This is a genomic window from Sphingomonas sp. P2_B6, from assembly GCF_056404755.1.
In genome coordinates this window covers 162,550-180,109 of record NZ_JBFUDK010000003.1, presented here as the reverse complement: position 1 = coordinate 180,109, position 17,560 = coordinate 162,550, and the positions used below count along the sequence as shown (strand labels likewise).

Sequence of the window (17,560 nt, the reverse complement as noted above, 5' to 3'; positions counted from 1 at the left end):
CCACGACTCGGCGACTCCAATGTTCTCGTTACGTTCTTCATCGAAGGAAAAATCCTACAGCGCAAGCGAGAAGTTATGTGCCCCGCTAGGGCATAAATAGAATTTGACAATGTGCCCCGCTAGGGCACATATGAACCTCGCTACCTGACCTGCCGCCGACCCGGCACGCGAGACGGTGAGAGGAGACGTGTTCGTGTTGCACCAGAAAATCACCGACGACCCTGACCTCGCCCAGGCGATCGAAGATCTGCGCCCGGTGTTCGCCGAGCTGCGTCAGGCGAAGCGCGAAATGCGCAAGGCGAAAGATAAGATCAGCAGCAACGCCTATCAGTCGCTCGCGGCGCATGCCGCCGATCAGCGCTCGATCATCGCCACCCGCGCGCGGAAGCTGGCGATCGAGCCCGAGGCTCTTTCGGTGATCCTGTCGACCGAGGCGCAAATCCGGATGCGGGTTAGACGCGCGCCGTCCCGCCGACAGATGGAAAAGGAACTGCGCGCGGAGCGCGGTTATGCCGCCAGTCGCCTCTCCGGCGCGCGCGCTGACATGGAGCGCCTGCAAGCCGAGCTGGCTTCAGCGGAACGGCACTCCGCCGCGGCGGACGCGGCGGTCCTGCTCTACACCGGGTTCCCCAACTGATGGGCGCGGGCGATTTCATCCGCAAAGCGCTTCAGACCGGCCGCCGCGTTGCACCGTCGGCGCCCGACACATGGCACGGCACCGCCGCGCCCGGGTCGCGCTGGACCTATCAGCAGCACGCCGTCCTGAAGGCTGAGGGCATCCCTCCCGAGCTGGTGAAGACCGCCACCGTCGGCGTCCAGGTTCAGAACAAGCTTAATTGGGCGATGCCGACGCAGACCCGCCCCGTCCTGTGTCCGCGCCTCGCGATCACGCGCAACGGCCGGCGGGCTCTCATCATCACGCCTGCGGGCGATAAGCTGTGGAAGGACATCGTATGACCCTTTTCCGGTCAACGCCGGCGATCGGCCAACCCGTGCGCCAGTGCGACGCCGAGGCTATCCGGCTCGAAGAGCTTCGGGCGCGTTGGCAAAGGGTGGGCGAGCTGATCGCCATTTGGTCGACCCCCGGCGCTGTCGGGCTGGGCTTCGGCTTGCTCGCCATGATGGCCGTGCGCGTGGTGTTTCGATGATCCGCCCCGCCGCCCAGTTCACGGCCGAAGAGCTTCAGGTCGACGAGGACGCCGAGCGCGAGGCGAAGGCGGTCGAATGGGGCTCAATGGTTCGGGTCGCGGAATGCGCCGGAGCCTTGTTCGCCCTTCTGTTTCTCACGGCCATCATTCTCGCCCTCGGCGGGCCGCGCTGATTATGAGCATCGCCGACAAGGCCGCGCATGTTCGCGCCGAACTGGCCGCCGCGGCGCCGACCAAGCACCACTGCCACTGGCCCGGGTGCGACGCGACGGTGCCGCCCGCCGCCTGGGGATGCCGCAAGCATTGGTACAAGCTGCCACTCGCGCTCCGTAACAAGATCTGGGCCGCCTATCGGCCCGGGCAGGAGGAGACGAAGACGCCGAGCCGGCGCTACGTCGAGGTCGCGCGCGAGGTGCAGGACTGGATTGCGGCGAACCATCCACCTGAGGCGAAGCTGCTATGACGCGGTCGTCATTCCGGTGTTCAAAGGGCGCGCGTCAGCTAACCCCGCGGTCGGCAGCCGAGCGCCTGGAAGACTTCGGGCAAGTCCTCGCGCCGATTGGGGCTGTAGAGCATCGCGTGCTCGATCTTCGCGCAATGCGATCGAACAGCTCTGGCGCGCATCGCGGCTGCTCCGCTGAATTGCAGCAGTGTCGCAACGCTAGCGATAAAGACTACGGCCCCAAGAAAATACGATCGCCGGCCGAAATTGGGGTGCCAAAACGAGGTATACATCACTGCGATACCCAATCCCAAGAAGGCGCCCGCGGCAAACAACCATTCGGCGTCCATAAACGGCACCAAGGGTTGAGCGCACGCCCAGCTAACGATCGCAAAGGCCGCTGCCGCGGTCGCCACGAGCTTATGATGCTCCGCCTGGATCATATCGAACCTCCCCCTTCAATCTTCGGGACAGTCCTAGGGGCGCTCGAGTTCAGCGTCGAGGGCATCGCGGTCTATCGGGCCCGCTCGGAGGGCGCCGGCGGTGAATGATCGGTCCGCCCTTGCCCAGGTCCGCAATCCGCTGCTCGCGCTGCCCGCAGCAGTAGCATTGCGCACCATGCCCGAAAGCGCGCTCCTGGCCCCACTGCTGCTCGAAATGCAACAGGACGCCCGCCAGCGCGCCGAGAAGAGCTGGCGGACGCACAAAGCCCCGATGGCGCTCTATTGGAAGGCTGTCGGGGTTTACGCGGGGCACCTCGCCCGCGTTCTGCGGCGGTCGGTCTCGACGATGTCCGAGCCGGACGGCCCCGCCGAGCATATCTATTTTCGCGCCGAGGAAACCCGCGCGGGCTGGGCGGTCTATTACGATCCGAAGCCCAAGCCGCTCGGCGATGGCCGCACCAGCTACGGCCTGCGCATTCCGATCCTCGTCGCGCATGAATGCGTCGCCAAGCCGGAGGACGTCGTTGCGCGCGCCGTCGCCATTTTCAACAAGCACTGGGATGAAGCATGAGCGAGCTCAAGAATCGCTGCGGCAACTGTATGGAGCCGCACCGCGCCCACCGGCCCCGCCGGGAAGCGGCGCCCACCTGCCCGAACTTCAAGGGTGTATATCGCGAGGCGACCGAGGAAGAGCTGAAAGACGGCTATGCCGCGGCGTTCCCCGACGGGCCGAAGCCGATCGCGACCTTCAGGGCCGACAATCCCGAGGATGTCGCGCGTTTGAAGGCCATCATCGGCCGGGAGGCCTTGGAGAGCACCTTCGGACCCGGCGGCGGAGGTATGCCCGCCTTCGTCGCGGCGATGGAACGCGCGGGGGAGGCGCAGCGCCATGACTGACAGCAAGATCGAATGGACTGACCGGAGCGATTGGAACCCGGTGCGCGGCTGCACGCGCGTGTCGCCGGGCTGCGGTGGCCCCGGTCCTCATGGCGGCTGCTATGCCGAGGTGATCGCGGCGCGCTTCTCAGACCCTGGCCAGGCCTTCCACGGCTTCGCGACGCGGGGCCCCGCGCGTTGGACCGGCCGTGTCGAGCTGATGCATGACAGGCTGACCCTGCCGCTGGGATGGCGCGCGCCAGCGATGATCTTCGCCAACTCGACGAGCGATTTCTTCCACAAGGAATTGGCCCGGTATGAAGTCGCGCAGATTTTCGGTGTGGCAATCGCGGCGCACCATCTGCGCGGGCACGTCACCCAGATCCTGACGAAGCGGCCGGATCGGATGCGTGAGCTGCTGCTCGACCCGGAATTCTGGGAAGTCGCCAACGCCGCCGTCGAGTCTCATATCATGGCGCGCGTCGATCCCCTGAACCGCCGTTCTGACGATGCGCGTGCCACCTGTGACACATACGGCCCCAATAAGCCGCCGCCGGGCATCTGGCTCGGCGTGTCGGTGGAGGACCAGCCCCGCGCGGACGAGCGCCGGGAGGCCTTCCGGGCCGTGCCGGCAACCATCAAATTCGTCAGCTACGAACCGGCGCTTGGTCCCGTCGACTGGGCAGGCTGGGAATTCGTGCACCAGATCATTTCAGGGGGCGAGAGCGGGCCGCGCGCCAGGCCGAGCCACCCGGACTGGCACCGTGGCGCGCGTGACTTCGGCGCGGCGCACCGCATCGCCTATCTGTTTAAACAGTGGGGCGAATGGGAACCGGCGCTCGATCGGGAGCGTGATGACCCGGACTGGCGCGAGGATTACACCCGCGCCTATGCCGATGCTGGCAGGACGCGCTGGTTGAATCTCGCTGGCGGCTGCGGCTTCCATGGCGAGCGTTTCCACGTGATGCGGCGGGTCGGCAAAAAAGCCGCGGGCCGCCTGCTCGACGGCGCCGAGCATAACGGGTTCCCGTCATGAGCCCGGCTCAGAAGCGCTGTCTCGATATCGTCGCCGGCTGGATCGAGGCTCACGGCGTCGCGCCCACCTATCGCGAGATCGCCGCCACGATGGGCGGCAATGCGCAGGGGCGCGCGCACGACCTGGTCGCGGCGCTGGTCGCCCAGGGCGAGCTTGTCCGCACCGCCGCGCGCAACCGCAACCTGCGGATGCCCACCGTCGACCTGACGCGCGTGCCGCTCGACGAGCTGCTCGCCGAAATTGAGAGAAGGAGTAAAGCCGATGGGTAGGCTGGCACCGGGCGATGTGGTGTTCGCCGCCGCGCCGTTGACGTTCAACCGTCTCGCCGCGCTGGCCTATACCGGCATCAGCGAGAAGTTGTTCAACCAGCTCGAGGCCGCCGGTTCGCTGTCCGGTCGCAGGATCGGCCGCAATGGTCAGGTCGTCTATCTGCGCGAGCAGCTCGACACCGTCACGACCCGCCTCTTCGGTGCCGGCGCGACCGACATCGACGACGAATTCGAGGGCCTCGGTGGCTAAGGTCGTCCTGCCCCGATATCTGCGCCCCAAGCGGCGCGCTGATGGCCTGACCGGCTATTTCTGGGAGCGCCCGAGCTGGGCGAGGCCGCCGGCCGAGCGCTACGGCCGCTTGTGCCCGGTCGACTCCGAAGCGCTGGGCACGGACCTGGCCGCCGCGATCGGCAAGGCTGAGCTGCTCAACACCATGCTCGACGAATGGCGCCTCGGCGCCGAGGCGAGGCCCGCCACCGGCACGGTCAAATGGCTGATGGGCTGGTACCGCGGGCTCGATCGATTCAAGAACCTCGGGTTCAAGAGCCGCCGCGACTATCGCGCTGCCATGGAGACCCTCGTTTCCTTCCCGCTCAAGTCGACGCTGCTCGGCGATCGTCGCATCGCGGAGATCGAGGCCGCCCACGTCGACGCGATCTACGTCGCGCTGCAGAAGCGGGGAGGGAAGCGCACCGCCGCCTATGCGATGCAGGTCGGCCGCCGCGTGTGGAACGAGGCGATTCGGCACAAGAAAGCGAAAGACCCGAACCCCTTCGCGCGGATGGGCATCAAGACCGGCAGCGAGAAGGGCAACCGCCCGACGACGCGCGACGAATACGACCTTTTCCGGGAGACAGCGCGCGGCATGGGCATTCAGTCCATGGCGGCCGCCGCCGCGCTCAGCTTCGAGCTGGTCCGCCGCGTGACCGACGTGTTCGGCTATGTGTTCGAAGGCAAAGAGGACGAGGCCCCCGGCATCTTCTGGGAGGATTATCAGCCGGGCGTGTCGATCGCGCTGCGCCAGGGCAAGACCGGCGACCGGCAGGTTATCCCGCTGCGCGGCGAATCGGTCGACGGCCAACCGGGCCCGCTGCTCTATCCCGCGCTCGAGGAGGAGCTGGCGCGGCTCCCGCCGGCGACCGGGCACATGGTCATCAACGAAGAGACCGGCCACCGCTACAGCGAGGACCAGGCGCAGCGGGTTTTCCGCAAGATCCACAAGGCCGCCGGCCTGCCCAAGGGAATGACCCTCACCGGGTTTCGGCATGGCGGCGCGACCGAGCTCGGCGACGCCGGAATTTATGACATCCGGCCCGTCTCCGGCCACCGGACGCTTCAGCAGACGACGACCTATAACAAGGCGAATGAGGCGAAAGCCCGAGTCGCTGGCGAAAAACGGCAGGCTCATGTAAGAAAGAACAAAGCATGATTGTCGGAATGCTGTCGGAATGCCGTGTCGGAACGGCTGACGTCCAACGGACGCGCAGGGCGCAAAAACCCTAGGTTTTCCGCCGCGTTCTGGTGGTGGGCCCGTCGGGATTCGAACCCGAGACCTACAGATTAAAAGTCCGTTGCTCTACCAACTGAGCTACGGGCCCCGACCAGGGACGCGCGTTACGAGCGGCGCGGGCGGCGGTCAACCGCGCGTGCGCGTGTCGCGAGCTGACGCACCGTCAGCCCGGTTGCCGGATCGCGCCAGGCGGGGACCAAAGCGGCGAGCGGATCGAGCACGAAGCGGCGCTGGCGAAAGGCGCGGTGCGGCACCGTCAGCGCGGCACCGGACCAGACGCCGCCCGACCACAGGACGATGTCGAGATCGATCACCCGGGCGCCCCAGCGGCGGCCCGGGCGGCGGCCGAACGCGCGTTCGATGTCTTTCAGCCGGGCAAGCAGTTCTGGCGGCGATTCGGGCGAATCCAGGATCAGCGCGGCATTGGCGAAGCGGCGCGACGAGGGGCCGAGTGGGGGCGTGGCGAAGAAGCGCGACACCGCGGTGACCGGCCCGAGCGCGGTGATCGCGGCGCGCAGTTCCGCCTCGGGCGGGCCGTGGCGGCCCGGGCGGTTCGATCCGATCGCGATGGCATATCTTGTTATCGGCACGCGGACGTGCGTAGCGCCCTATGATGTTCGCCCCAAGCCCGATCCCCGATACCGAGCCCTCGCACGATTGCCCGCTCTGCCCGCGCCTCGCGGCGTATCGCGAGACGGTCCGGGCCGAGCAGCCCGACTGGTGGAATGCGCCTGTACCGGCCTGGGGCGATCCCGGGGCGTGGCTGGTGATCGTCGGGCTCGCGCCGGGCAAGCAGGGTGCGAACCGTACCGGGCGGCCCTTTACCGGGGACGGATCGGGGGCGCTGCTGTTCGGGGCGCTCGCCAGATATGGGCTCGCCAGCGGCGATTATGAGGGCACGCCCGAGGATTCGCTGAAGCTGAACGGCGCGATGATCCTGAACGCGGTCAAATGCCTGCCGCCGCAGAACAAGCCGGTGCCCGAGGAAATCCGCACCTGCCGGCATTTCCTGGAAGGCCAGGTCGCGGCCTTGCCCAAGGCGCGCGTCTTCGTGGCGCTGGGGCAGGTCGCGCATCAGTCGGCCGTGAAGATCCTGGGGGGCAAGCTGCCGAAATGCCGCTTCGCGCATCTCGCCGAGCACCGCGTGCCCGACGGGCGACTGCTGATCGATAGCTATCATTGCTCGCGCTACAATCAGAATACCGGCCGGCTGACCGACGAGATGTTCGACGCCGTGTTCGCCCGGGCGCTGGAGCTGAAGCCGGCCTGAGTCGACCCTCCATTTTCGCCGTTCGTTTCGAGCGAAGTCGAGAAACCTGCTCCCTCGTCGACCGGTGTCTCGACTTCGCTCGACACGAACGGAAAGAAGCGGACTCGTTTCGGTGGAAATCTAGATCGCCAGCACCAGCACCGCGACGACCAGGGTGACGATGCCGAGCAGGAAGGTCCGGTCGGCCCACCCCTCCCAGCGATCGAGCTCGAGCGGGGAGCGGATCGACAGATAGGACAAGCCGCAGCTCACACTGAAGCAGACTGCGCTGAGCCAGGCGACTTCGTCGGCGAGCGATTTCTGCGCCTGGTTGGTGATGTGCAGGCCGGCGATGATGAGCAGGGTGATGCCCAGCAGGTTCGACGCGGCGTTCAGGATGTGCGTGGTCTTCTGCATGGGCGCGGCCATGGACGCTCCAATGTGAACTCAGCCGAAACGGCGTGGATTGCGGGTGAAATCGCGCCTTTCCATGATAGGATGGATAATCATCGAGGAGAGTCGCCATGCGTATCGTTGCGATCCTTGCCCTGCCGGTCATGATGGCCGCCGCGCCGGCGCCTGACCCGGCTCCGGAGTCGGGCGGCGTCAAGCCCGTCTGCCAGAACAGCGCTGTCCAGAAGGTCGAGCAGCGCAAAGTGCCGGTCCGCCCGCACAAGCTGACGGCCGAGCCGCCCGCGAAGCAGGTGCTGACCGTGCTTCGGACGGTGGATGGCTGTTCGCAGCCGGTGGTGATCCGCGAGGACGTGGGCGAGGCGCCTCGACCGTAAGATCCGTCATGCTGAACTTGTTTCAGCATCCATGCGCGAACATCTGAGCCACGGGCGACACCCCTGTGGCGAATGGCCGCGTATGGACCCTGAAACAAGTTCAGGGTGACGACCGAAAGCCCGCCCCTAGATATCCTGCGTCAGCCGCCCGTACAGTTCTGGCCGGCGATCGCGGAAGAAGCCGAAGGCGGCGCGGTGGCGCTTGATGCGGTCGAGGTCGAGCGTCGCGACCAGCACGCCGGTGTCCTCCGCGCCGAACTCCGCGATCAGGTCGCCGCGCTCGTCGGTGATGAAGCTGTGGCCGTAGAAATGCTGGCCATGTTCAGTGCCGATGCGGTTGGCGGCGACCACCGGCACGACGTTCGACACGGCATGGCCGACCATCGCGCGGCGCCATAGCCGGCTGGTGTCGAGATCGGCGTCGTGCGGCTCGCTGCCGATTGCGGTCGGGTAGAACAGGACTTCCGCGCCCATCAGCATCATCGCGCGTGCGGTCTCGGGATACCATTGGTCCCAGCACACCCCGACGCCGAGCGTCGCGGACGGGCCGGGCCAGACCTTGAAGCCGGTATTGCCGGGTCGGAAATAGAATTTCTCTTCATAGCCCGGGCCGTCGGGGATGTGGCTCTTGCGGTAGACGCCCATCAGCCCGCCATCGGGGCCGACCATCGCCAGGCTGTTGTAATGGTGCGGCCCGTCCGCCTCGAAGAAGCTGGTCGGGATGGTCACGCCCAGCTCGGCCGCGAGGCTTTGCATGGCGAGCACTGCCTTGTGCTCGCCGACCGGCCTGGCATTGGCGAACAGGCCCTCGTCCTCGACCCGGCAGAAATATTCGCCCTCGAACAGCTCGGGCGGCAGGATGACCTGCGCGCCCTTCGCCGCGGCCTCGCGGACCAGCTCGGAGACACGGGCGATATTCGCGTCGATATCGCTCGAAAAGGCGAGCTGGAGTGCGGCAACGGTGATGTCGGTCATGCGGGGCCTTTAGAGCATTTTTCGAATGAGGTTGATCCACCCTCTCCGTTCGCCCTGAGCTTGTCGAAGGGCTGCTCTTTCTTCTGGGGAAGAGAAGAGCAAGGCTTCGACAAGCTCAGCCCGAACGGGGAGGGATGATTCCAGCGAGCCGAGGTCGGCTTTAGCGCGTTTCGCGCGGCAAGTTTAGGCCGGAATCTGCTGGCTGATGCAGTGGAAGCTGCCCCCGCCGGTGAGAATCGCGTCCGCCCGCAGGCCGACGACATGCCGGTCGGGGAACAGCGCCTGGATCGCCGCCACGGCCAGCGCATCGTTCGCCGCGCCATATTGCGGGACGACCACGGCGGCGTTGCCGATATAGAAGTTCATATAGCTGGCCGGAATGATCTCCTCGTCGCGCAGCACGCGGCCGGGCGAGGGCAGGCGCACGATCTCGACATCGTGGCGTGCCGCGTCGCGCGCCGCATGCTGATAGACCAGCCAGTTGGGGTCGTCCTCGGCGGGCTCGGGAAGGGCGAGCCGGCCCGGCGCGACGAAGCGCGCGAGATTGTCGACATGGCCGTCGGTATGGTCGTGCAGCAACCCGTCGCCGAGCCAGATCACCCGGGAATAGCCGAGATCCGCGGCAAGCCGTGCCTCGATCTCGGCTCGGGACAGATCGGGGTTGCGGTTCGGGTTGAGCAGGCATTGCGCGGTGGTGACGACCAGCCCGGTGCCGTCGCCGTCGATCGCGCCGCCTTCGAGGATCCAGTCGCAGCGGTCGGTCGGAATCCGGCGCTCCGCGGCGAGGCGCAGGCCGATATCGTCGTCGCCGGGCAGGTCGTATTTGCCGCCCCAGCCGTTGAAACGGAAATCGCGCGCACGACCGTCGCCGGTGACGATCGCGGCGGTGTCGCGCAGCCAGATGTCGCCGAACGGCTCGACCACCACCTGCGCCGCGTCGCCGGCCAGCGCCCGGGCGGCATCGGCCGCTTCCTCATCGGCGGCGACGAGCAGCACGCGCTCGCCCTTGCCCTCGGCATGGACGGCGCGCGCAAAGGCGGCGACTTCCTCGCGCGCGGGTTCGAGATCGTCCTCCCACAGATCGGGATGGCTCGGAAAACCGATCCAGACGGCCTTGTGCGGCGCCCATTCGGCGGGTGGGGTAAGGGTGTTCACTTTGCCTCCGCGCGACTCTTGTCCCGAACCGCGCGGAATTCGGCGGTCGGATACCAGTTAGGCCATGATGCGCCGTCCGCAAGGGTGCGGCCCATGGTGTAATAGAGCTTCACGTCCTGCAGCGCGGCGCCCCAGTCCCAGGCGGGGTCATATTCGTCCTGCGGCTTGTGATAGCGGTTGGTGTTGTAATCGTCCGCTGCGGCCTTGCCCGCCGCGGGTCCGCCGATGACCAGATCCTCGCCCGCGCTGCCGTCGAGCATCGGCACGCCGAGCTTGGCGAAGCTGAAATGGTCGGACCGATAATAATAGCCGCGCTCGGGCGAGGGTTCGGGCGCGATGCGCCGGCCCTGCGCCGCGACCATCGGCCTGACCATGTCCTCCAGCTCCGACTTGCCCGCGCCGGTGATGACGAAGTCCTTCGCCTCAGGGTAGATCTTCAGCGCGTCCATATTGACCCCGCCGACCGTCTTGCCGAGCGGATAGACCGGGTTTTCGGCATAGAATTTCGAGCCGAGCAGGCCCGATTCCTCAGCGGTGACGGCGAGGAACACCTGGGAGCGCTTGGCGGGACCGGCCTTGCTGTTGGCCTCCGCCATGGCGACCAGCGCCGCGACGCCCGAGGCATTGTCGACCGCGCCGTTGCAGATGTCGTCGCCCTTGACCGCGTCGCAGCGGCCGAGATGATCCCAATGCGCCGAATAGAGCACGACCTCGTCGGGCCGCGCGGTGCCGGGCAGGATACCGATGACGTTTTTCGATGCCTGGCGGCGGATCGTGTTGGCGAAGCTGACATTCGCCTTCACGCCGAGCGGGACGGCCCTGAAGCCCTTGACCTTCGCGGCGGCGGAGAGGGCGGCGAAATCCTTGCCGGCGCTGGCGAACAGTGCCTCGGCCGCGGGCTTCTGGATCCAGCCGATTGCTTTCGACTGGTCCATATGGTCGCCGGGCGTATCCTGCTGGAGTTGGGGTCCGGTCCAGCTCGACTGGACGACGCCCCAGCCATAAGCGGCGGGCTCGGTATCGTGGACGATGATCGCGGCGGCGGCGCCCTGGCGCGCGGCTTCCTCGAACTTGTAGGTCCAGCGGCCATAATAGGTCATGGCGCGACCGCCGAAATCGCCGTCGAGCGTCATGGTCTGCCAGTCGGGATCGTTGACCAGGATGACGACCGTCTTCCCCTTCACGTCGAGCCCGGCATAGTCGTTCCAGCCGCGCTCCGGCGCGTTGATGCCGTAGCCGACGAACACGACCTCGCTGTCCTTCACCTCGGCCCTGGGCACGACCTGATAGGTCGCGATGACCATGTCGGTGCGATAGGCGAGGCTGACCGGCGTCTTGCCCCCGGTGAAGCTGAGCGGCGAGACGTTCTGGCCGGTAATCTCGACCAGCGGCACGTCCTGGAACCAGCTGCCCTTGTTAGCGGGCTTAAGGCCCGCCGCCTTGAAGCGCTCGACGATATAGGCGGTGGTCTTGTCTTCGGCCGGTGTGGCGGGCGCGCGACCCTCGAAATCGTCGGACGACAGCGTCTTGGTCACGTCCTTCAGCGTCTGTAGCGGGATTTCGGGCGAATCGGGCGCCGCGGCAGTGAGGATGAAGGCGGCGGACAGCAGGAAAAGGGCGCGCATCTTGGTTCCTTGCAGGCCTTGGGACGGGCGGCGTTCTGGCAGCGCGCCGGGGCCGGCGCAAGCGGGGCGGAATGGAACCGAAATGGAGGGAATCCGTGTTTGCTTGAGCCTGCGGCCTGGCTATTGTTTCGATAACATCTTGAATTCGGGGGCGGCATTGAAAAAGTGGATATTGGCGGGGGCGATGGCCTCCGCGTCGGTCGTGCAGCCGGCGGCCGCCGCAAGCGATGCGGCGATGAAGTTCGGCGCGCGGGACTCCATCGAAAGCATCAGCCTTTCGCCGGACGGTACCATGATTGCAATGATCCAGCCCGGCCCGGGCCGATCTGCTCTGTTGTACGTCGTCAATCTGGTCGGCACGCCGCAAATGAAGCCGATCCTGGCTTCCAAGGGCGATCCCGAACGTTTGATGTGGTGCGCGTGGCCGAGCAATACGCGGCTGATCTGCAATTTCTTCGTCATCGAGAAGGTGAGCGGCAAGCCCATGCCGTATACCAGACTGGTGACGCTGAAGCCCGACGGGTCCGATATGAAGCCGTTGAGTGCGCGCGGCACCTCTAATTCGCTGGGCGTCGCGTTGGGCGGCGGGGGCATCGTCGACTGGCTCGGCGACGACAGCGGCGCCGTGTTAATGTCGCGAAACTTCGTGCCGGAGCAGACCGTGGGCACGATCATGGCGAGTTCAAAGCAGGGGTATGGGGTCGAGCGGGTCGATACCACCAGCCTCGCGCGCAAGACGGTGGAACAGCCGAAGAGCAGCGCGTTCGACTATATATCCGACGGGCACGGCATTGTTCGCGTGATGGGCATCCAGCCGGAAACCAGTACCGGTTATGATGGCAAAAGACTCGTCTACACATATCGAAAGAAAGGCAGCCGGGACTGGCTGCCGCTCGGGACCTCGGAGATAACGAGTTCCGGTACGACAGGCTTCACGCCTTACGCCGTCGATCCCGATCTCGACGTGGTCTACGGCGCCGCGAATGAGACTGGGCGCACCGCCATCTACAAGATCGCGCTGGATGGCAGCCTGAAACGCGAATTGGTCTATGAGCGGCCCGATGTCGATGTCGATCAGCTCGTACAAATCGGTCGTCAGCACCGCGTCGTCGGTATTTCCTACAGCGACGAGAAGCCGAGGACGGCGTTCTTCGATCCCGCTCTGAAGGCTCTTTCGGCATCGCTGTCCAAGGCCCTCCCCGGCAAGCCATTGATCAGCTTCGTCGATGCGAGCGCGGACGAGAAGAAGCTGCTGTTGTGGGCGGGAAGCGATTCCGACCCGGGTCGCTTCTACCTGTTCGACAAGACGACGAAAGGTTTGACGGAGATCATGGCCGTCCGCCCGCAACTAGCAAAGACGCCACTTGCCGAGATGAAGGCGGTGAAGTTCCCCGCGGCGGACGGGACGATGATTCCCGCATATCTTACGCTCCCGCCCGGAAGCGATGGCAAGAACCTTCCTGCGATCGTGATGCCGCACGGCGGTCCCGAAGCGCGTGATGAATGGGCATTTTCCTGGTTGCCGCAGTTTTTTGCCAATCGCGGCTATGCAGTGCTGCAACCCAATTATCGCGGCTCGACCGGCTATGGCGATGCCTGGATGAAGGAGAATGCAATCAGGTCGTGGAAAACCGCGATTGGAGACGTCGATGACGGCGGCCGATGGTTGCTGAAGGAAGGAATTGCCGCTGCCGACAAGATCGCGATCGTTGGCTGGTCCTATGGCGGGTACGCTGCGTTACAATCGGGCGTGCTTGACCCGGGCCTGTTCAAGGCGATTGCGGCCGTTGCTCCCGTGACCGATTTCACTGTCATGCTGGAACGCAGCAAGGACTATTCCGACTACAAGCTGACTCAGCTTCGGTTCGGTTCCGGGCCGCATCTCGTCCAGGGCTCGCCCGCGCGAAACGCGGATCGTATCAAAGTGCCGGTTCTGATGTTCCACGGCGACCTGGATCTGAACGTCCCGATCGAGCAGTCGCGACTGATGGAGTCGCGGTTGAAAAACGCGGGCGCCAACGTCCAGCTCGTCGAATATGATGGCCTCGATCACCAACTCGTCGACGACAAGGTGCGCGCTGAGATGCTCGACAAGATCGACATTTTCCTGCGCGCCAATCTTCATCTTTGAACGCGTTGACGGGCATGGTTCGGTCGCCTTCAGCCTATGAGGAACGGAGGAAAGGCGCCCGATCATGCCTTCGATTTTTCGAAGCCGGATTGGGCGCCCACAAAGATTCGGACGTTGCCGGCGCTTGTCTGATGAAATTCTGACGGAACGAAAAAGGGCGGCCCCTTGCGGGACCGCCCTTTGTCTTTTGCCGGAAGACCGATCGATCAGCGCGAGTAGAACTCGACGACCAGGTTCGGCTCCATCTTCACCGGATAGGGCACTTCGTCCAGCGTCGGCACGCGGGTGAAGGTCACCTTGGCGGTGCCRTCCGGCGCGACATAATCGGGGATGTCGCGCTCGGCGAGGCTCTGCGCTTCCATCACCAGCGCCATTTCCTGCGCCTTGGAACCCAGCGTGATCTCCATGCCCGGGAACACGCGGCGCGACGCAATGTTGCACTTCACGCCGTTGACCTTGATGTGGCCGTGGCTGACCAGCTGGCGCGCGGCGAACACGGTCGGCGCGAACTTGGCGCGGTACACGATCATGTCGAGGCGCTGCTCGAGCAGGCCGATCAGGTTCTGGCCGGTATCGCCCTTCATGCGGGCGGCCTCATGGTAGCATGCCCGGAACTGCTTCTCGGTCACATCGCCATARTRRCCCTTSAGCTTCTGCTTGGCGCGCAGCTGSAKGCCGAARTCGGAAASCTTGCCCTTGCGGCGCTGGCCGTGCTGGCCGGGGCCGTATTCGCGCTTGTTCACCGGGGACTTCGGACGACCCCAGATGTTCTCGCCCATACGGCGATCGAGCTTGTACTTGGCGCTGGAGCGCTTCGACATGTATATTACCTTTGCAAGTGCCAACAACAAGACCGGCACCCGAAGGCGCCGATCGATATCCGGTCATCGCTCTGCCCTATGATTCGAGAATCGAGGATTCGAGAATCAGGCAGGGCCGCCGCTTCACCGGAGTGCGGGGCCTTTTGCGAAGGGGCGGCCTCTTGCAGAAAGAGTCGCCGCGGTCAACCTTATAACGCCCGCGTCAAAGCGGGCCGGTGCCCATGCCGACACGACGATCGGTGAACCTGCGCGCCGCATCGGCATTCGCCTCGTCGATGCTCTTCCATTCCGCCTTGGTGTGGCACTGGCGCTTGCCGCCGAGGATCGAGCCGGTGGTTTCGGTGCGGCGGCAGATCTTCTTGTCGGGATCGGCGGGCTTGTCGTCCTTGGCGAATGCCGGAGTGGACGAGAGCATGAGACAGCTTAGCGCCAGGGTGGCAAAGAGACGCATGGTAGATTTTCCTCAGGAGACACAATCGAGTCGCAATTCGCCGCAGTGCAGCGTTGCCGGAGAGGTAGCTTTAACTAGGCTTACTCGCAAGACCCCAGAAAATGGCGATTTAGTGACAGAATAGTTGGTTCCAGAACGGCCATTTAGTGAGCGGCGCTGCAGCGCTGGACACCTGTCCCAGTGGCGTTATCAGGCCATATGACCGAGACGATCCTGCCAGGCGCCGATTGTTCCAATATGGTCGAGGTGCGCGCCGGCGTCGACCAGGTCGACCTTGAGCTGATCGCCCTGTTCGCGCGCCGTTTCGCCTATATGGACGCGGCGGCCCGCATCAAGACCGAACGCGGCGCGGTGCGCGACGAGGCCCGCAAGGCGCGGGTGATCGCCAACGCCCGCGCTGCGGCCGAAGCGGCGGGCCTGCCCGGCACCGTGATCGCCGATCTGTGGGACCGGCTGGTCGAGGCCTCGATCGCGTATGAGATGGCGGCGTTCGACCGACGGAAAGATTAGCTGGAAGGTCGCGGGGGCCAGAATCCGCCCTGACGCCATGGCGGGTTCGGCGGGGCCTCCGGATCGGGCAGGGCGAAGTTGAGATAGCCGAAATAGGAGGCGATCAGCCGCCCGTCGCGCGGCACCACCGCCGTCCGTCCATGCAGGAAGCGCGTATTGTCCAGCATCAGGATATCGCCGCGCCGCCATGCCACCGCCGCGGTAATCTCCTCGCCCATGTCGCGGACGAGATGAGTCCAGGCGGGCGGGACGAGCGTGCCGTCGTCGAACAGCGGAAAATCCCAGCGGTCGATGCTGTAGCGCGCGAACAGCAGGAAATTGCCAAAGGCCAGTCGATCGGTGAACATCGGCTTGTGCAGGAAGGGGCGGCTGAAGCTGCGCCGGATCTGGTCGCCGTCTAGCCGGAACGTGAAGGGGCAGCGCGCGGGCGGATTGGCCAGTTGCGCATTGGATGGTTCCGTCGTGCCGAACCAGGTGATCAGCTCGTCCTGTGTCGTATGTCGCGTGTAGCGCAGGCGCCGCGCGGCCATCTCTGCGCGCAGCGCAGACGGCAGCCGCTCGACCAGCGCACTACCGTCGCAGACCGTCGTCGCCCCCATCCGCCGCGGCGGGTGGAGGCAGGCGAAGAAACACACGTCCGGCTTCCACGGCTCGCGCGACAATTCGGGGTGGAGCGGGAACGCCGCGGTGCCCAGGCTGACTGACTGGATATTGCGCGCATCGTCGAGCAATTGCCGGCCGCGGCTTTCGTTGAAGACCGAGCCAGAGCAGAACTGCGCGGTGAAACGACCAAAAACGTCGAGGTCAGTGGTGAAGCCGCGCAGCAGCAGCGCGCCATGATGCTTGTAGGCTTGGATGATCGTGTCGGTCGGAATCTCGAGCGGGCTCTTCTCGCCCTTGGCCCGGATGGTGAGATAAGGGGTGGCCGCATCGGGCGGAATCAGGTCGGCCATCGGCGGGCGTCGCGCTCTTGTTGGGGCGATGAACATGTCCGGCATAATCGCAATCGGCGGTCCGGCATAGCCGGTGCGCTGCCCTGCGTTCAGGATTGGCGCGGCGCCTTCGATCGCTTCGCGCCGGCAAGGGCCGACAACACGCCGCGCATCGTCCGCACTTCCTGGCTCGACCAGCCTGGTTTGGTCAGCAGGGTGCGCAGCGTCCGCTTCGTCACTGGCGTGCGATCGGGCGGATAGAAGAAATGCGCTGCCTCCAGCATGGCGTCGAGTTGCAGGATCATGCCCTCCAGCTCCTCATGCTCTGCCGGTTCGGGCATTTCGGTCTCGGGCGGGGAGGCGAGCGCGATGCCCTTCGACCATTCATAAGCGACGAGGATCACTGCCTGGGCAAGGTTGAGCGACCCGAACTCGGCATTGATCGGCACGGTGATGATCGTGCGGGCAAGCGCGACGTCGTCGCTTTCGAGCCCCGACCGCTCCGGCCCGAACAGGATGGCGGTGCGCGCGGTGGAGGCATGGATCGCCGTCGCGGCTTCGTCCGGGGTGACGACGGGCTTGGTCACCCCGCGCTTGCGCACGGTGGTGGCATAGACATGAGCGCAATCGGCGACGGCATCGGCGACACTGTCGAACACCTGCGCCTGTTCGAGCACCACATCGGCGCCCGACGCGGCCGGGCCGGCCGAGGGATTGGGCCAGCCGTCGCGCGGGGAGACGAGGCGCATCTCGGTCAGCCCGAAATTGAGCATCGCGCGCGCCGCCTTGCCGATATTCTCGCCGAGCTGTGGGCGGACAAGGACGATGACGGGGGGCGGGGCGAGCGATGGAAGGGGCATCTCCTCCCCGTTCGTCCTGAGTAGGGGCTGAGCTTGTCGAAGACCCGTATCGAAGGACTTGCGCGCGAGGACCCGAATGGCCTCCCAATCTCCCGCGATCAACGCCTCCTTCTTGGCACGCGTCCAGCCTTTGATCTGGCGTTCGGCTTCGAGTGCCTCAAGGCGGGAGGGAAAATCCTGCGACCAGGCGAGAGACACCGGACGCCGATTCTGGGTATAGCCCTCGACTTCGCCGCGATCATGCTGCCCCAGGCGCTGCTCGAGATGGTCGGTATGGCCGGCATAATAGCTGCCGTCGGAGCAGCGCAGGATATAGGCGTAGAAGCTCAAAACCTGTC

Annotated in this window: 25 protein-coding genes and 1 tRNA gene; 15 read left to right on the top strand and 11 right to left on the bottom strand. The window is 65.5% G+C overall.

From position 1 onward, the window contains the following. The first annotated feature begins 187 nt into the window (after positions 1-187). From AC1DX5_RS05460 to AC1DX5_RS05440, 5 genes are read left to right on the top strand one after another with little or no spacing between them, the layout of a single operon-like run. Complete coding sequence (locus AC1DX5_RS05460) at positions 188-637, top strand: hypothetical protein (RefSeq protein ID WP_478014467.1); 450 nt, start codon at positions 188-190, stop codon at positions 635-637. Continuing rightward, positions 637-957, top strand: a complete 321-nt coding sequence (locus AC1DX5_RS05455) for a hypothetical protein (protein ID WP_477044461.1) — start codon at positions 637-639, stop codon at positions 955-957. The genes AC1DX5_RS05460 and AC1DX5_RS05455 overlap by 1 nt, the downstream gene beginning before the upstream one ends. Beyond that, on the top strand, positions 954-1,148 hold the full coding sequence (locus AC1DX5_RS05450; protein ID WP_477044460.1) for a hypothetical protein: 195 nt from the start codon (positions 954-956) through the stop codon (positions 1,146-1,148). The genes AC1DX5_RS05455 and AC1DX5_RS05450 overlap by 4 nt, the downstream gene beginning before the upstream one ends. Next, on the top strand, positions 1,145-1,321 hold the full coding sequence (locus AC1DX5_RS05445) for a hypothetical protein (RefSeq protein WP_477044459.1): 177 nt from the start codon (positions 1,145-1,147) through the stop codon (positions 1,319-1,321). The genes AC1DX5_RS05450 and AC1DX5_RS05445 overlap by 4 nt, the downstream gene beginning before the upstream one ends. Positions 1,322-1,323: 2 nt before the next feature. After that, positions 1,324-1,611 carry a hypothetical protein gene (locus AC1DX5_RS05440; protein WP_478014466.1) on the top strand — a complete coding sequence of 96 codons (288 nt, stop codon included), beginning with the start codon at positions 1,324-1,326 and terminating at the stop codon, positions 1,609-1,611. Positions 1,612-1,649: 38 nt separating this feature from the next. On the opposite strand, the gene AC1DX5_RS05435 is transcribed toward AC1DX5_RS05440, so the two are convergent. Further along, the gene (locus AC1DX5_RS05435) at positions 1,650-2,033 is read right to left on the bottom strand and encodes a hypothetical protein (RefSeq protein WP_478014465.1); all 384 of its coding nucleotides are present in this window, start codon (positions 2,031-2,033) and stop codon (positions 1,650-1,652) included. A 100-nt stretch (positions 2,034-2,133) separates the two neighbouring features. Between AC1DX5_RS05435 and AC1DX5_RS05430 the strand changes: the two genes are divergently transcribed. The 6 genes from AC1DX5_RS05430 to AC1DX5_RS05405 are packed head-to-tail and all read left to right on the top strand — an operon-like array spanning position 2,134 to position 5,644. Next, a complete protein-coding gene (locus AC1DX5_RS05430) occupies positions 2,134-2,604 on the top strand; it encodes a hypothetical protein (RefSeq protein ID WP_478014464.1) in 471 nt (156 codons plus the stop codon). Then, the gene (locus AC1DX5_RS05425) at positions 2,601-2,930 is read left to right on the top strand and encodes a hypothetical protein (protein WP_478014463.1); all 330 of its coding nucleotides are present in this window, start codon (positions 2,601-2,603) and stop codon (positions 2,928-2,930) included. Before AC1DX5_RS05430 ends, AC1DX5_RS05425 begins: the two co-directional genes overlap by 4 nt. After that, positions 2,923-3,945, top strand: a complete 1,023-nt coding sequence (locus AC1DX5_RS05420) for a DUF5131 family protein (protein ID WP_478014462.1) — start codon at positions 2,923-2,925, stop codon at positions 3,943-3,945. The genes AC1DX5_RS05425 and AC1DX5_RS05420 overlap by 8 nt, the downstream gene beginning before the upstream one ends. After that, complete coding sequence (locus AC1DX5_RS05415; protein ID WP_478014461.1) at positions 3,942-4,214, top strand: LexA family protein; 273 nt, start codon at positions 3,942-3,944, stop codon at positions 4,212-4,214. Before AC1DX5_RS05420 ends, AC1DX5_RS05415 begins: the two co-directional genes overlap by 4 nt. After that, positions 4,207-4,464: a hypothetical protein gene (locus AC1DX5_RS05410; protein WP_478014460.1), complete on the top strand. Its 258-nt coding sequence runs from the start codon at positions 4,207-4,209 to the stop codon at positions 4,462-4,464. Before AC1DX5_RS05415 ends, AC1DX5_RS05410 begins: the two co-directional genes overlap by 8 nt. Next, a complete protein-coding gene (locus tag AC1DX5_RS05405; protein ID WP_478014459.1) occupies positions 4,457-5,644 on the top strand; it encodes a tyrosine-type recombinase/integrase in 1,188 nt (395 codons plus the stop codon). Before AC1DX5_RS05410 ends, AC1DX5_RS05405 begins: the two co-directional genes overlap by 8 nt. A 93-nt stretch (positions 5,645-5,737) precedes the next feature. Here AC1DX5_RS05405 and AC1DX5_RS05400 read toward each other — a convergent pair. After that, positions 5,738-5,813 (bottom strand) — tRNA-Lys (locus AC1DX5_RS05400). A gap of 16 nt (positions 5,814-5,829) precedes the next feature. Continuing rightward, positions 5,830-6,315: a 2-amino-4-hydroxy-6-hydroxymethyldihydropteridine diphosphokinase gene (gene folK / locus AC1DX5_RS05395; protein ID WP_478014458.1), complete on the bottom strand. Its 486-nt coding sequence runs from the start codon at positions 6,313-6,315 to the stop codon at positions 5,830-5,832. Positions 6,316-6,335: 20 nt separating this feature from the next. Here folK and AC1DX5_RS05390 point away from each other — a divergent pair, with 20 nt between their 5' ends. Next, positions 6,336-6,995 carry a uracil-DNA glycosylase gene (locus AC1DX5_RS05390; protein WP_478014457.1) on the top strand — a complete coding sequence of 220 codons (660 nt, stop codon included), beginning with the start codon at positions 6,336-6,338 and terminating at the stop codon, positions 6,993-6,995. A 120-nt stretch (positions 6,996-7,115) separates the two neighbouring features. Here AC1DX5_RS05390 and AC1DX5_RS05385 read toward each other — a convergent pair whose 3' ends face one another. Continuing rightward, a complete protein-coding gene (locus AC1DX5_RS05385; protein WP_478014456.1) occupies positions 7,116-7,403 on the bottom strand; it encodes a hypothetical protein in 288 nt (95 codons plus the stop codon). Positions 7,404-7,498: 95 nt separating this feature from the next. Here AC1DX5_RS05385 and AC1DX5_RS05380 point away from each other — a divergent pair, with 95 nt between their 5' ends. Continuing rightward, positions 7,499-7,762 carry a hypothetical protein gene (locus AC1DX5_RS05380; RefSeq protein ID WP_465170941.1) on the top strand — a complete coding sequence of 88 codons (264 nt, stop codon included), beginning with the start codon at positions 7,499-7,501 and terminating at the stop codon, positions 7,760-7,762. Positions 7,763-7,888: 126 nt separating this feature from the next. Here the strand turns inward: AC1DX5_RS05380 and aguB are convergent, their stop codons facing one another. From aguB to AC1DX5_RS05365, 3 genes are all read right to left on the bottom strand, one after another. Then, positions 7,889-8,737 carry an N-carbamoylputrescine amidase gene (gene aguB, locus AC1DX5_RS05375; protein WP_478014455.1) on the bottom strand — a complete coding sequence of 283 codons (849 nt, stop codon included), beginning with the start codon at positions 8,735-8,737 and terminating at the stop codon, positions 7,889-7,891. 183 nt (positions 8,738-8,920) lie between these two features. Continuing rightward, a complete protein-coding gene (locus AC1DX5_RS05370; RefSeq protein WP_465175067.1) occupies positions 8,921-9,892 on the bottom strand; it encodes an agmatine deiminase family protein in 972 nt (323 codons plus the stop codon). After that, entirely contained in the window at positions 9,889-11,517 is a 1,629-nt protein-coding gene (locus AC1DX5_RS05365; RefSeq protein ID WP_478014454.1) for a M28 family peptidase, read from the bottom strand. Before AC1DX5_RS05365 ends, AC1DX5_RS05370 begins: the two co-directional genes overlap by 4 nt. Positions 11,518-11,599: 82 nt before the next feature. On the opposite strand from AC1DX5_RS05365, the gene AC1DX5_RS05360 reads away from it, so the two are divergent. Beyond that, the gene (locus AC1DX5_RS05360; RefSeq protein WP_478014453.1) at positions 11,600-13,648 is read left to right on the top strand and encodes a S9 family peptidase; all 2,049 of its coding nucleotides are present in this window, start codon (positions 11,600-11,602) and stop codon (positions 13,646-13,648) included. A gap of 206 nt (positions 13,649-13,854) precedes the next feature. Here AC1DX5_RS05360 and rpsD read toward each other — a convergent pair whose 3' ends face one another. Both rpsD and AC1DX5_RS05350 read right to left on the bottom strand, forming a co-directional pair. Continuing rightward, positions 13,855-14,469 (bottom strand): 30S ribosomal protein S4, encoded by a 615-nt coding sequence (gene rpsD, locus AC1DX5_RS05355; RefSeq protein ID WP_478014452.1) that lies wholly within the window; start codon positions 14,467-14,469, stop codon positions 13,855-13,857. 202 nt (positions 14,470-14,671) lie between these two features. After that, positions 14,672-14,920: a hypothetical protein gene (locus AC1DX5_RS05350; RefSeq protein ID WP_465170936.1), complete on the bottom strand. Its 249-nt coding sequence runs from the start codon at positions 14,918-14,920 to the stop codon at positions 14,672-14,674. 198 nt (positions 14,921-15,118) lie between these two features. Here AC1DX5_RS05350 and AC1DX5_RS05345 point away from each other — a divergent pair, with 198 nt between their 5' ends. Beyond that, the gene (locus AC1DX5_RS05345; protein WP_478014451.1) at positions 15,119-15,430 is read left to right on the top strand and encodes a chorismate mutase; all 312 of its coding nucleotides are present in this window, start codon (positions 15,119-15,121) and stop codon (positions 15,428-15,430) included. On the opposite strand, the gene AC1DX5_RS05340 is transcribed toward AC1DX5_RS05345, so the two are convergent. Together AC1DX5_RS05340 and AC1DX5_RS05335 are read right to left on the bottom strand one after the other, a co-directional pair. Then, on the bottom strand, positions 15,427-16,383 hold the full coding sequence (locus tag AC1DX5_RS05340; protein WP_465175063.1) for a TauD/TfdA family dioxygenase: 957 nt from the start codon (positions 16,381-16,383) through the stop codon (positions 15,427-15,429). The genes AC1DX5_RS05345 and AC1DX5_RS05340 overlap by 4 nt on opposite strands. An 89-nt stretch (positions 16,384-16,472) precedes the next feature. Next, positions 16,473-17,552 carry a TrmH family RNA methyltransferase gene (locus AC1DX5_RS05335; protein ID WP_478014450.1) on the bottom strand — a complete coding sequence of 360 codons (1,080 nt, stop codon included), beginning with the start codon at positions 17,550-17,552 and terminating at the stop codon, positions 16,473-16,475. Positions 17,553-17,560: the final 8 nt, after the last annotated feature.